At 66.5% G+C, this 12236-nt stretch carries 12 protein-coding genes; 4 read left to right on the forward strand and 8 right to left on the reverse strand.

Annotated features, from left to right (window positions below; all coding sequences use genetic code 11):
* Positions 1 to 47: 47 nt before the first annotated feature.
* Both ispH and AC1RJ5_RS09585 read right to left on the reverse strand, forming a co-directional pair.
* Complete coding sequence (gene ispH / locus AC1RJ5_RS09580; RefSeq protein ID WP_493112993.1) at positions 48 to 1910, reverse strand: 4-hydroxy-3-methylbut-2-enyl diphosphate reductase; 1863 nt, start codon at positions 1908 to 1910, stop codon at positions 48 to 50.
* Between the two features lie 127 nt (positions 1911 to 2037).
* On the reverse strand, positions 2038 to 2628 hold the full coding sequence (locus AC1RJ5_RS09585; protein WP_493112995.1) for a PAS domain-containing protein: 591 nt from the start codon (positions 2626 to 2628) through the stop codon (positions 2038 to 2040).
* A 273-nt stretch (positions 2629 to 2901) separates the two neighbouring features.
* On the opposite strand from AC1RJ5_RS09585, the gene AC1RJ5_RS09590 reads away from it, so the two are divergent.
* Positions 2902 to 3834 (forward strand): NAD(P)/FAD-dependent oxidoreductase, encoded by a 933-nt coding sequence (locus AC1RJ5_RS09590; protein ID WP_493112997.1) that lies wholly within the window; start codon positions 2902 to 2904, stop codon positions 3832 to 3834.
* Here AC1RJ5_RS09590 and AC1RJ5_RS09595 read toward each other — a convergent pair.
* From AC1RJ5_RS09595 to AC1RJ5_RS09605, 3 genes are all read right to left on the reverse strand, one after another.
* The gene (locus AC1RJ5_RS09595; protein ID WP_493112999.1) at positions 3831 to 5207 is read right to left on the reverse strand and encodes a cryptochrome/photolyase family protein; all 1377 of its coding nucleotides are present in this window, start codon (positions 5205 to 5207) and stop codon (positions 3831 to 3833) included. The two genes, AC1RJ5_RS09590 and AC1RJ5_RS09595, sit on opposite strands and share 4 nt — an antisense overlap.
* A gap of 405 nt (positions 5208 to 5612) precedes the next feature.
* A complete protein-coding gene (locus AC1RJ5_RS09600; RefSeq protein ID WP_269574075.1) occupies positions 5613 to 5879 on the reverse strand; it encodes a GlsB/YeaQ/YmgE family stress response membrane protein in 267 nt (88 codons plus the stop codon).
* Between the two features lie 298 nt (positions 5880 to 6177).
* Entirely contained in the window at positions 6178 to 6387 is a 210-nt protein-coding gene (locus tag AC1RJ5_RS09605) for a hypothetical protein (RefSeq protein WP_493113002.1), read from the reverse strand.
* A 204-nt stretch (positions 6388 to 6591) separates the two neighbouring features.
* On the opposite strand from AC1RJ5_RS09605, the gene AC1RJ5_RS09610 reads away from it, so the two are divergent.
* Entirely contained in the window at positions 6592 to 6930 is a 339-nt protein-coding gene (locus tag AC1RJ5_RS09610) for a GSU2403 family nucleotidyltransferase fold protein (protein WP_493113004.1), read from the forward strand.
* A 443-nt stretch (positions 6931 to 7373) separates the two neighbouring features.
* On the opposite strand, the gene AC1RJ5_RS09615 is transcribed toward AC1RJ5_RS09610, so the two are convergent.
* Positions 7374 to 8213, reverse strand: coding sequence for a formate/nitrite transporter family protein (locus AC1RJ5_RS09615; protein ID WP_493113006.1), 840 nt, complete (start codon positions 8211 to 8213; stop codon positions 7374 to 7376).
* Positions 8214 to 8390: 177 nt separating this feature from the next.
* Between AC1RJ5_RS09615 and AC1RJ5_RS09620 the strand changes: the two genes are divergently transcribed.
* Complete coding sequence (locus tag AC1RJ5_RS09620; RefSeq protein ID WP_493113008.1) at positions 8391 to 8588, forward strand: hypothetical protein; 198 nt, start codon at positions 8391 to 8393, stop codon at positions 8586 to 8588.
* Between the two features lie 47 nt (positions 8589 to 8635).
* On the opposite strand, the gene AC1RJ5_RS09625 is transcribed toward AC1RJ5_RS09620, so the two are convergent.
* On the reverse strand, positions 8636 to 9190 hold the full coding sequence (locus tag AC1RJ5_RS09625) for a hypothetical protein (protein WP_493113010.1): 555 nt from the start codon (positions 9188 to 9190) through the stop codon (positions 8636 to 8638).
* A gap of 376 nt (positions 9191 to 9566) precedes the next feature.
* On the opposite strand from AC1RJ5_RS09625, the gene AC1RJ5_RS09630 reads away from it, so the two are divergent.
* Entirely contained in the window at positions 9567 to 10418 is an 852-nt protein-coding gene (locus AC1RJ5_RS09630; RefSeq protein WP_493113012.1) for a glucose 1-dehydrogenase, read from the forward strand.
* A gap of 717 nt (positions 10419 to 11135) precedes the next feature.
* Here the strand turns inward: AC1RJ5_RS09630 and AC1RJ5_RS09635 are convergent.
* A partial coding sequence (locus AC1RJ5_RS09635) for an MBG domain-containing protein (protein WP_493113014.1) occupies positions 11136 to 12236 on the reverse strand: 1101 nt, incomplete at its 5' end.

A 12236-nucleotide genomic window follows, 5' to 3' on the forward strand; every position in this document is an offset into this window, starting at 1 on the left:
ATTGGCGTCCGGCTCCGAACGCGCGAGGTGTCGCTACCCGCCCCGGCTCAGTGCAGGCGTGAGACTGCAAAACTGGCGATCTCGCGCAGGCGGTCAGCCCTGGACCCGAATTGCGCCAAGTCCTCGAGGCACGCCTCGGCAAGCCGCTGCGACTGTCGCTTCGCGCCCTCGAGCCCGAATAGCTCGATGGTCGTGACGCGCCCGGCACGGCAGTCCTTCCCGACCCGCTTGCCGAGCGCCTCGGCGCTTCCGACCCTGTCGAGGATGTCGTCGCGGATCTGGAATGCAAGGCCCAGCTTCTCCGAGAAGCGCAGCAGGCGCTCGCGTTCCTCCCCCTCGCATCCGGCGAGCAGGGTGGCAGCCTCGACGCAGTAGCTGAGCAGGGTTCCGGTCTTGAGCTGCTCGCACAGCGCCACCGCCTCGGCGCTCGCATCCTCGGCGGGGTAGAGATCCATCATCTGCCCCAGCGCGAGTCCATCCTTGCCGATCGTCCGGGCCAATGCGGACACGAGGCGGGTACGGACGGCGGCGTCGGGATGGGCGCGTTCGTCGGAAAGCATCTCGAAAGACAATGCCAGCAGCGCGTCGCCCGCAAGCACGGCCGTCGCCTCGTCGAAGGCGCGATGCAGGCTGGGCTTGCCGCGCCGGAAGTCGTCATCGTCCATGCACGGCAGGTCGTCATGGACAAGCGACTGGGCATGCAGGCATTCGATGGCGCAGGCGGCCCAGATCGCATGGCGATATTCGGCGCCCAGCATCTCGGCGACCAGCACCGTCAGCAGAGCCCGGAGCCGCTTGCCGCCTCCGAGCACCGCATAGCGCATCGCGTCGTTGAGGCGCGCAGGTGCCCCCGGTCCGGGTATCAGTACCTGCTCGAGACAGCGCTCGACATCACGCCGCACCTGATCGCCGCGCATCGCGAGCGGCACGGCATCGAGCGGGGTCATCGACACCGGCTTGAAGACCGCATTCTCGGCCCTGCCGGGCAATTCCTCCGCGACGAAGCCGAGCGCCACCAGCCGCGCGACGACGGCATCGATCGCCTCGGGGGGCGCCGAGGCCGCGGCGGTGAGCCCGACGACCCGCGCTGCGGCGATCCGCCCGAGATCGAGCGCGTCGGGACCGTCCACCAACTGGGCATCGCCGCAGCCCGCGGCACGCGACACCTCGACCAGCCGGCGGGCATTGGACGACAATCGGTCGCCGACCACCACCACATGGTCCGCGCGTGCCGCGATCGCGCCGATCGCTTCCTGCCGGTTGGAGGAAGCATAGCAGATGTCGCTGGCCCGCGGCGCCGCCACATCGTCGAACCTGCCCCGGATCGCTTCGATGATCGAGGCCGCCTCCTGCATCGCGAAGGTCGTCTGCACAGCGTAGGAAACCGCGATGTTGCGCGCGAGCGGCAGGCCTTCGACATCCCCGGGCGAGCCGACGACCGAAATCGCGCCACCCGGCACCTGGCCGAGCGTACCGATGATCTCGGGATGCCCCTGGTGACCGATCAGCAGGACGTGGCGGCCGGCCTGGTAATGGTCCAGCACCTGCGCATGGACCCGGGCGACGAGCGGACACGTCGTGTCCAGGGTCTTGAGCTGGCGCTGGCGGGCTTCGCGCAGGACCGACTGGGCAACGCCGTGGGCGGACAGGATGGCGACCGCGCCTTCGGGAACCTCGGCGAGTTCGGTCACGAAGACCGCACCCCTCTCCTTCAGCCGATCGACCACGCCCTGGTTATGGACGATGTGGCGGCGGACATAGACGGGCGGGCCATAATGGGCGATCGCCGCTTCGACCGCAGCGATCGCGCGCTCGACACCAGCACAAAATCCGCGGGGGTTGGCCAGGAGCAGTTTCCTGCCCTCGCTTTCCCCGCCTGCCCTGCCCTGTTGCGGTCGCTCTTCTCGCATTGCTGGCCTCATCCCTGCCCGGGCCGGCGGAAGCCAGCTGACGGAGCCCAGTCAATGCTATCGCTGCGGCCTGCCGCGGCTAGATGCACTTAAGGGCAGGCAGCAGCGGGCGGCCGACATGCCGGGTTCAGAAGCCCGCTTCGACCGCGACGCGGATCGCGTCGGCATTTGCCTGCACGCCCAGAGCTCGCAACAAGGCGGCGCGGTGCATCTTGACCGTCCGCTCGCTCAACTGGAGCGCATGCGCGATCTGCTTGTTGAGCTTGCCGCCGGACATCATCTTCAGGATTTCGCGCTGACGCGGGCTCAATCCCTCTATACGCTGCCGCGCCGCGCTCCGGCGGCTGGCGACCACCCCCGGGACGGTTTCGGCAAGCGCGACCTGCGAGCCCAGGAAATATTCGAGTTCGCCTTCGGCATCGAAGATCGGGGCGACCATCACCGCGTTGCGAAAGGCCGAGCCATCCTTGCGGTAGTTGAGGATCTCGACCAGCACCGGCTGGCGGTTGCGGATGCCGGTCCGCAGGGTCTCGCTGAGCGCGGGCTCGGTGTCCGGCCCGCTGAGGAAGCGGCAGTTGCGACCGATCACATCGTCGCGCGCATAGCCCGTCAGTTCCAGGAACGCAGCATTGCAGGCGACGATCGGATTGTCCGGCTGGCGCGGGTCGCTGATCACAGCAGCGGTCGCGCTCGCCTCGATCATTTGCAGGATCGCCATGGCGCGATGCTAGCGGCGACGGCGCGCAAATCCAAGCTTTGCCCTTTTGGCCATGTTGGCTGCGCCGGAGCGATGCCGCAGGCCTCTGCTTCAGGGAGTGGTGCCAATGCCCCGGGCGCGTCGCGATATGAACCAGAGGCCTCCGGCGTGCTGCCTGCCGGGCCGTGCCGGTCGCGTGCATCTGCTTTGGCGGGGACTGCGGCCAGGCATCTCGGCGCATGACTCCGGCTGGAGGAGCGACATGACGGCGCCGCTTGCCCCGGGCTTGCCCGCGTGAAGGTCGGCATCGTCGGGGCAGGACTTGCCGGGCTTTCCTGCGGGACGGCGCTCCAGGCGCATGGCGCCAAGGTCGCCCTGTTCGAAAAGGCACGCGGTCCCGGCGGACGACTATGCTCGCGCCGGTTGGAAACCCGCCTGGGGACCGCGACCTTCGACTTCGGTGCGCAGGCGATCGGTGCCAGCGATCCCGAGTTCCTGCGCCAGCTCGAGGCGTGGCGCGCCTGCGGCACCGCCGACCGCTGGCTGGCGGGCGGCTCGGCCGCCTGGGCAGGCACGCCCGCGATGAACGCGATACCGAAGCACTTGGCCCAAGGCCTCGATCTGGCCTGCTCGGTCTTCGTCCGCGGCATGGTCCGCGACCGCAGTGAGTGGCATCTCCACCATGACGCCGGCAGCATCGGACCTTTCGATGCGGTGGTGATCGCCCTGCCGGCGGAACAGGCCGCAACCATGCTCGCGCTGCACGACCTCCCGATGGCCCGAATCGCCATCGCCGCACCGTCGGCGCCCTGCTGGACGGCGATGCTGGCGCTGGCCCCCCGCGAGGGGCCCTTGCTGCTCGAATCCCACGGGATCATCGACCGCGCCGCGAGCAGCGCGTCCAAGCCCGGACGCAGCGGGCCGCAAGCCTGGACGGTGCATGCCGGGGCACAGTGGAGCCAGGCGCATCTCGACGCCGATTCCGCGTTCGTGATCGAGGCGCTGCGGGGGGCGCTGGCCGACGGCCTTGGCGGGGCGCCGCTCGACGTCCTGGCCGCGGATTCGCATCGCTGGCGCTATGGCACCTCGGGCGCGGCGGGCCGGGATTCGCTTTGGAACGCGGCACTCGGAATCGGCGCCTGCGGAGACTGGCTGATCGGTCCCGGCGCCCAGTCCGCCTGGCTGTCGGGGGTGCATCTGGCCGGCCGGATCGCAGGCGCTTCCTAGCCCGCGACCATATTCTGCCACGCCGCGAGTGCCCGCGCGCGCCCGGCTTCGTGCCCGACCAGGCGCCGGGGATAGCCTCGCGGCGGATCGCCGTTCAGGTGCAGCGCGTGGATCCGCGCATCGTCCAGGTCCCGGAGCTCGGGCACGAATTGCCGCACATAGCCGGCCATGTCGAACTTCTCGCTCTGGAGATAGGGCGCCATGATCCGGGAAAAGACCGGCGCGTCGACCCCGCTGCCCGCGACATATTGCCAGTTCATCGCATTGGATCCCAGGTCGGCATCGACCAGCGTGTCCCAGAACCAGCGCTCGCCGCGCCGCCAGTCGATCAGCAGGTGCTTCACCAGGAACGATGCGGTCACCATGCGCACCCGGTTGTGCATCCAGCCCGTCTGCCAGAGCTGGCGCATGCCGGCATCGACGACCGGAAAGCCGGTGCGCCCGCGCGTCCAGGCACGAAAGTCGCGCTCCGCCTCGGTGCCTTCGCGCCAGCCGAGCCGCTCGAACGCGGCGCGCCCGTTGCGCTCGGGATAGTCGGGCATCTGGTCGAGCAGGTTTATGCCGTGCTCGCGCCAGGCAAGCTCGCGACGGAACGCCGAGGCCCCCGCTCCTTTGCGATCGTCGAGCGCGGACCAGAGGCAGCGCGGCGAGATCTCCCCGAAATGCAGGTGCGGCGACAGCCGCGAGGTCCCCTCGAGTGCCGGATAGTCGCGATCATGCCCGTACCCCTCCAGCGTCTCGAGAAAGGACCGCCAGCGCCGCCAGGCGCCCTTTTCGCCCGGCGTCCAGTCGGCGAAGCCGCCTGCCCAGTCAGGCGCGCGGGGCAGCAGCGCCCAATCGTCGAGCACTTCGGAGGCCGGCATGCGCTCCGGCGCACCGATGCGGGACGGCGCCGCCAGGGGATGCAGCGGCGGGAGCGCCTCGCTCATCGTGCGGTACCAGGGGGTGAAGACCCTGTAGCGGCTGCCGCTGCCATTCAGGATGGCGTCGGGCCGGACCAGATAATTGCCGTCATGCAGCTCCAGATCCGCGACCTTCGCGACCGCACGCTCGGTCGCCTGGTTCCAGGGTTCGTAATGGCGCAGCGCATGGATTCGGCTGGCGCCCGCCTCGCGGACAAGTGCGGCAAGCGTGTCCGCCGTGTCCCCGCGGCGCAGCACGAGATCGCCACCGCGCTTCTCGAGGCTGCGGCCGAGCGCTGTCAGGCTGTGGTGCAGCCACCAGCGCTGCGCACCGCCCATCGCCCAGGGGCCGGCTAGCGCATCGTCGAGGATGAAGACCGGCACGACGTCGCCCTCCTCCACCGCAGCGCAAAGCGCGGGCTGGTCGGTCAGGCGGAGATCCTGCCGGAGCCAAAGCAGCGTGGTCGGCATCGGTTGGGTGGTCCTCGAAAGCGTGCACCATCCGATACGGCGCGCCGCCCGCTGCGGGGAACATGTCCAAAGGTGCAGCGCGGTCGCTCCCAGCGCTCTTAGGGCCGGGGATCTTGGCGCCAGCATGACCGCCGCAGCGGCGGCGGGACCGGCCCCGCCAACGGGCCCGGCACTAGGCTCAACCGTCGGACAGAAAATTTCACAGAAAGCCAGGCGTGCAAGGCCTGGGAAGCCGAGCCCACCGGCCGGTCAGGCAAATTGCTTGCGCCCGATCAGCACGCCTGGCCGGTCGAACGGCTGGGTTAGGGCAAAGGCGCCTGCCCTCCAGTCCAGGCCGTCGCCAGCCACCTGCGCCGGGGCCTCTTTTGCGCGGTAGCACCGCCTGGCGCGGCGACCGCGTGCCCCTCAACGCACCCGGTTACGCTGGACCAGGTTGAAGATGCCGAGCAGCACCACGGCGCCGACAAAGGCGATCACCAAGCCGGTCACCGAGAATTCCTGCACGCTGCCCCGGACCCCGAGGAGCGGACCGGAAAGCCAGTTGCCGATGACCGAGCCGACGCAGCCTACGACGATGTTGAGGACGATGCCCATCGAGGCGTTGCGGCCCATCACGATGCTGGCCAGCCAGCCGGCGATGCCACCCACGATAAGCGCGATGATCCAACCCATTGCAGTTCTCCCTGGCTGAAAATCCGAATGGGCAATCCATAGGGATCGGCTTTGTTCCGCAACTGCAACGCCCTGTCGCGACAGTGCCCTGCACCGCCGGTGCGGCTTGGCACCCGAAGCCGGCCTGTCCCTCGGTCCTGTTGTGCGCAGGTCGGGCCAGCGGGCGCACGCGCCGGGTCGATGCGCTGCGGTCTCGTTGTTCTTGTCGGGCGGCCGGATCGGCTCGCTTTCGCGTGGAGAACAGGCCCACCCGCGATGGGCGAGCGCTGGCCCTGTCCGTCCGTCCCGATTGCCCTTCTCAGTCGCCGGGCTGCGCCAGCACGATCTCGCGCGGATCGCCGTCCCGCACCTCGCTTCCGAACAGCGCGCCGAGCCGCCTTGCCAGCAGCCCGGTATCGCCGACCTGGAAGCGGCCCGATACGCGCTTTGGCCCGAGCGAAGCATCGGCCAGCCTGATCGGCCGTGCAGACCCCTTGTTGGCGAGCGCAACCAGCTCGGCGACGGGCACTGCCTCGAACTCGTGCGCCGCATTGGTTGGCGAGGCCTTCCCGCCATCGGATTCGGGCGGTGTTGCCGCAACTTCCGGCTGCGCCGCGAAGGAGACGCCCTCGCCCGCCGCGAGCTTGCGGATCCGGGGCGGCGCCAGTGGAGGGGCGCGCCCGCTACTGGCTGGTGCGAACGCGGTTGCGCGTCGTGTCCGACAGCATCCTCCTTGCCAAGCGGGGATTTAAGTCGGATCCTCGGCCAGATCGGCCGGGGCAAGCCCCGCCCAGTCGCGCTGCCCGAGCAGGAATGGCTGCTGAACGGCAAACCGATCGATCGGGTGGCTGGCGTATATGGCGGAGACGCCGCGCGGCTGGTCGTTCCCGACCCGCGCTGGTTTGCACTTCAGAAGCTCTGGATGGCGGAAAAGCCGGGTCGAAACCCCCAGAAAAAGCCCAAGGACCGCAAGCAGGGGATCGCCCTTCTCGATGCAGTGTGGCTGACGATGCCCCATTATCCGCTGGATGATGACTTTCCCGGCGCGCTGAAGCCACACTTCGAGGCCTAGGAAGCCCGAAAACCCTCGCGTTGATGCGTCGTCCCCCGGTCCGCCGGCCTCGCCGGGGTCGGGACGTCGCTGCGCTCGGGCGAAGGCGCCGTGAATGAACCGGCGCATCGGTCCTGTCGATGCCTGCTCGCCATGGATTTGCCCGAAAAGCAATTACCGCCCGCCCCTTCGACTTTCACCTGGAAATAATCGCGCACCGACCAGAGCTACGCCGCCTCATGCGCGCGCTAGCGCCGTGGAGGGCCTAGAATCAGAAAGAAAAAATTCGTTCTCTTTTGTTGGAATCCACGAAACCGAGTAAAGGCAGCGCCTCGTAACGAGGGGCTCGCTCAAACCGCGCCTTCCGCCCGGGACCTCCTAAACTCGATCGCTTCCAGCACGATTCATGGAGATGACCCCACGGAGATCGCCGACTGGACTCGCTGCCCGGATCGCCGCAGAATCTATTTTCCGAGCTCCTGCCGAACCTGTGCATGGGCCAGGAGCGCAAACAGACCTGTGCCCCCGAGGACATTGCCGATCAGCGCCGGCAGGATGATCCCGAACAGCGCGTGCGCGAAGGACGTCTCACCGGCCAGCGCCAGCAGCCATGCCTCGCCGGAGCCGGCGACCACATGGGCGAAGCCACCAAGCGCGATGAAATAGGTGAAGACCAGCACGATCCAGAATTCCTGGCCTCGCGCCGACGGCAGCGCCCAGGGCACCGCGGCAATTAGGAAGCCCGCAGGAATGCCGAGCTTCATCAACGCGAGCCAGTCATGCGCCAGCAATTTGCGGGAGAGATCGAGCATGGCCGCGTAATGCTCGGCCGAGGTGATCCAGAGATGCGTGCTCATCCAGGCGATGAGAAGCGTTCCTATCAGATTCGCGACCAGGACGATTACCCAGAACCGAAGGAGCCGGCCAAGGTTCGCCCATCCCGGATGCGTCGCGACCGGGATAACCGCCGACAAAGTACTTTCCGTGAACAGCTGGAGCCGCCCGAGAATCACGATCAGGAAACCGAGCGTGTAGCCGAGGCTGGCGACGAGCGGCGTCCACGCAGCCCTGGGAAGATGCTCCTCCAGAAGACCCTGCCCAATCACCGACGCGCTGATCGCCACGCCCCCGGCGAGACCGGACCAGATCAGGGAAATGGTGGGCCGCTCCAGCTCCTCGTCGCCGTGCCGCCGGATGACCTCGTGGATTACCTTGGCACTGGCGGACTGACGTTCCGCCACCGCCGCGCGCTCATCGCGCGTCAGATCAATATCCCGCTCTCTTTCTGCAAGTTCATCGGTCATCAAAGCGCCTCCTGACATCCGTTAACGCTCCAACCTGTCAGAGGCACCGATCCATCAAGATTGCCGACAACCTGACCAGTCAGCCGGGAGCCCCACGCCCGGAATTGTGCCGTATGCCGCTTGGCAGCTACGTGGCTCCGATGCGGAACCGGACCTTTTCCTGCGGGTAGAGAGGAAATGCACAGCAATCCGCTGCCGCAGGAATCCACCGAACTGACCCCGCCCAAACGACGCGGGCTCATTCTCGTCCCGATCATCATCCTTGCGATCGCAGTGATCATATTCGTCGGCATGAACCTCTGCCACTTCAGGCAGCTGAAGGAAGGCGAACCCGTCGGCAACAGCGCCAATGTCGCGGGCCCCGACAACCGCTGATAGGGGCGCCGGTCCCCAATAATGCGCCCTAGCCCAGGTCGGCCGCCTCAGCTGCGCCAGCGCGCCATCGCCAGGTCATAGCTGGCCTTCTCCGCGTCGCGCATCGCCCGCGCCTCACCGACTTCTCGTTCAGCGTCCTGCTCTGCCGCACGCCGCTCTCTCGCAAGCGCCTGCTCGCGTTCGCGGAAGGTCCGCGCGACTACGCCCGCGGCCTTCAACGCTTCCGCGGCCTTGTCGAGTGCGGCCCGGTGCGGCTTGGGCGGCGGTGGTGCCTTGGGCTTCGCTTTCGGCACAGGCTGTTCGGTTTTCGCGGGCGACGCCTTCCACCTGCGCGGTGGGTCGGCTCGCGCACCGAGCCGGTCCGCCACCTCGAGTGCAGCAAAATGTTCGTCTGCGCTGCCGCGCAGCCGCTTGATGACCTTTCCTGGATGCGCAAGCGCCTCTTCGCACAGTGCAGGGTCGCTCACCAGTTCGGCCGCTCCGCGCGCAAACAGATCTACATCCGCGCCCCAGGCCTCGAGCGCTGCCTTCTTGCTGATGGCGGCAACATAGGCGTCGTGAAAGCCGATCGCTGTCCGGAATAGCTTGAGCTTGCGCAGCATGCCCGCTGAACGCTCGCTGCCTTGGATCGGCTCCCGTGCATCACCTATCCTCACGCAGGCCCGCATCCGATCCCAGCTCCCCAAATGAGAACAGGACGCGCAGTCAACGCGCCCTGTCCCGAGGGATGCGGGCCGATCGGTTAGGGGGAGCTGGCCTAATTATCTGTTATGCGTCTACCCTGCCCTACGTCCGGTCGCCGCCTTGGCTAGCCCGCTGATATGACGGGCGGACGGCAAGCCGAGCTCGCCCTCATACATTCGGACCCACGGGCCGACGGACTGGCGTGAGGCCGCACGTGCGAAAAGCGCGGCTCCTGGCCAGCAGGAAAGAACTCTTTGCACGCCAAAGGGTTGTCCAAAGCGAGGAGAAGCCGTGATGTCCGATACCGCCGAGATGATCCACGAAGACGCGCTGCCCGGCCACGAGAGCGCGCTCGAACCCAAGCCCGAATGGGAGCCGCGTTACCCCGGCTCCGGCCGCCTCCAGGGCAAGGTCGCGCTGATCACCGGCGCAGACAGCGGCATCGGACGCGCCGTCGCCGCGCTCTACGCGCGCGAGGGCGCCGATGTGGTGATCGTCTATCTCTGCGAGCATGACGATGCCGAAAAGACCGCCGAGATCGTGCGTAGCGAGGGCCGCGAGGCGCTGACCATCGCAGGCGATGTCGGCGACAAGGCTTTCTGCGATGTCGCCGTCGCTCAGGTGATCGAGAAGTTCGGCCGGATCGACGTGCTGGTGAACAATGCCGGTGAGCAGCATCCCGACAAGGACATCACCGATATCACCGAGGACCAGCTGCGCCGCACCTTCCAGACCAATATCTTCGGGATGTTCTTCCTGACCCAGGCGGCGCGCCCGCACCTCGAGAAGGGCGCGGCGATCGTCAACTGCACCTCTGTGACGATGTACCAGGGCTCGAAGGAGTTGCTCGATTATTCGAGCACCAAGGGTGCGATCACGGCCTTCACCCGCAGCCTCTCGGAGAACCTCGTCGGCAAAGGCATCCGCGTGAATGCAGTGGCTCCGGGACCGATCTGGACGCCACTCAACCCGATGGGTGGAGCCTCTCCAGAGAAGCTGGAGAAATTCGGTGAGAACACTCCGATGGGCCGGCCGGGCCAGCCCAACGAAGTGGCGCCCGCCTTCCTTTTTCTGGCCTGCGAGGATGCCAGCTATATGTCTGGCCAAGTGCTGCACCCGAATGGGGGGACGGTGGTGAACGGATAGACTGGGGCGTTGTCTTCTTGCATTCCCACACCACGCTCACAATTGAGCTCCCCTCTCAGGCGCCTATATGGGGTAGCCGCTGCTCCATTGCGCGCCATATCTCAAATCGAATGCCGGTGCCCGCCACAATCAAGCTGTCGAACGGGGCTCGCTCCGCAATCGCGGCTGTTATTTCCGGGCCGGTATAGCGGTGCTGGCATCACCCGACAGTACGAAAGTGCGTGACTGTCCTTGGAGTAGAACATCAGCCGGCTTAGATCTGGCGCGGCCGGATTGTGAGAAATTACTATATGCAACGGCGGTAACTCCCTTTGCCGCCAAGATCGAACGTGATCGATGCTATTTACCGATGCCGCTTGATAATGAAGGCAATGGAAGCCGCCACTCCGGTGGCCAACAGTTCGGAATGGGTTCACTACCAATTAAGTGAGCGTTAGCGGCATCGCTTCGATAACTGAACCGACGGCAGCTCCTGGGATCGCGCATCGGCCCGATAAAAGACCGGTGTTGGAGCACATTTCTTACCGGCGGCTTCCACCCGACCTGCCGATCGGTGAACGAGCGGAAGCCGCCATTCGCTTTTAAGTCGCGCTAATCGATATTGCAGTCGGTACCTATCGCCGAGCGGAAAGAGTACGCAAGCAGCTGCCTCAGATCATATCCCGAAAACAGGTCTCTATTAACTGCCCGACGGCCCGAATCTCCCAGCTGCCGGCCTTACCGAATGAAGTCAGGCTGGAAGACGAGCGGAATCCGGCCTCGCGGCTTTGCCTGCGAAGCCACTAGATCAGCGCCGATGGTCGAAGCGTAAGCATCGGCGAGTGGGCCGTTTTCGAGTCCCGCCAGGATCTCGATCGGTAGCGTGCGGATCAGGAAGCCGCCATCAGGCGCATCTAAAGGCCGTTCTACGGTCAGCACGCCGGGGGTAAAGCGCGAAAGCACATAGTTTCCGCCCGCAACCGCGAGGCTGCCCTGCGTGATCGCATAGCTTCCGGGTAGTCCAGTGTTCACATTGGTCGCCAACGAGCCAGTGAGGATTGTGGTGCTGGCGTCACGCGGTACCAGACCGCTCAGCGTGTAGGTAAGCGGCAGATAATCACCGAACAGCGGGATCGAAATCGAGTTCGCGATCACGGTCAGCGCCGCCGGATTCACCACCAGCGACCCGCCGACATAGCTGATCGCATAATTGCTCGAGGTGAGGCCCGAGGCGGTGAGCCCGTAGGTGCCGGCGTTGATCGCACCCTGCGACGTCCCGCCATAGGTGAGGCTGCCACCAAGCACACCGGCGCCCTCGCCGTTAACGAAGCCGGTGTAGCTGGCGCCGTTGCCGCCGCTATACGCCAGCCCGTCATAGGTCTTGGTCGCGCCGTTGACGGTGACGGTCAACGCCGCCGGGTTTACCGTCAGCGACCCGCCGACATAGCTGATCGCATAATTGCCCGAGGTCAGGCCCGAGGCAGTCAGGCCATAGGTGCCGGCGTTGATCGCACCCTGCGACGTCCCGCCATAGACCAGGCTCCCGCCGAGGGCGCTGGCGCCCTCGCCGTGGACAAGACCAGTATAGGTGACGCCGTTGCCGCCGGAATAGGCAAGGCCATCATAGGTCTTGGTCGCGCCATTGACGGTGACGGTCAACGCGGCCGGGTTCACCGCCAGCGATCCCCCGACATAGCTGATCGCATAATTGCCCGAGATCAGCCCCGAAGCGGTGAGGCCATAGGTGCCGGCGTTGACCGCACCCTGCGACGTCCCGCCATAGGTGAGGCTGCCACCAAGCACACCGGCGCCCTCGCCGTTGACAAGACCGGCAAAGGG

The organism is Sphingomonas sp. GW822-FHT03G08 (genome assembly GCF_058801135.1).

Excerpts from the sequence above, each read along its gene's own strand:
- ispH (WP_493112993.1), bottom strand. The coding sequence starts at position 1,910 with ATGCGAGAAGAGCGACCGCAACAGGGCAGGGCAGGCGGGGAAAGCGAG.
- AC1RJ5_RS09585 (WP_493112995.1), bottom strand. The coding sequence starts at position 2,628 with ATGGCGATCCTGCAAATGATCGAGGCGAGCGCGACCGCTGCTGTGATC.
- AC1RJ5_RS09620 (WP_493113008.1), top strand. The coding sequence starts at position 8,391 with ATGCACAGCAATCCGCTGCCGCAGGAATCCACCGAACTGACCCCGCCC.
- AC1RJ5_RS09615 (WP_493113006.1), bottom strand. The coding sequence starts at position 8,213 with ATGACCGATGAACTTGCAGAAAGAGAGCGGGATATTGATCTGACGCGC.
- AC1RJ5_RS09595 (WP_493112999.1), bottom strand. The coding sequence starts at position 5,207 with ATGCCGACCACGCTGCTTTGGCTCCGGCAGGATCTCCGCCTGACCGAC.
- AC1RJ5_RS09630 (WP_493113012.1), top strand. The coding sequence starts at position 9,567 with ATGTCCGATACCGCCGAGATGATCCACGAAGACGCGCTGCCCGGCCAC.
- AC1RJ5_RS09600 (WP_269574075.1), bottom strand. The coding sequence starts at position 5,879 with ATGGGTTGGATCATCGCGCTTATCGTGGGTGGCATCGCCGGCTGGCTG.
- AC1RJ5_RS09625 (WP_493113010.1), bottom strand. The coding sequence starts at position 9,190 with ATGCTGCGCAAGCTCAAGCTATTCCGGACAGCGATCGGCTTTCACGAC.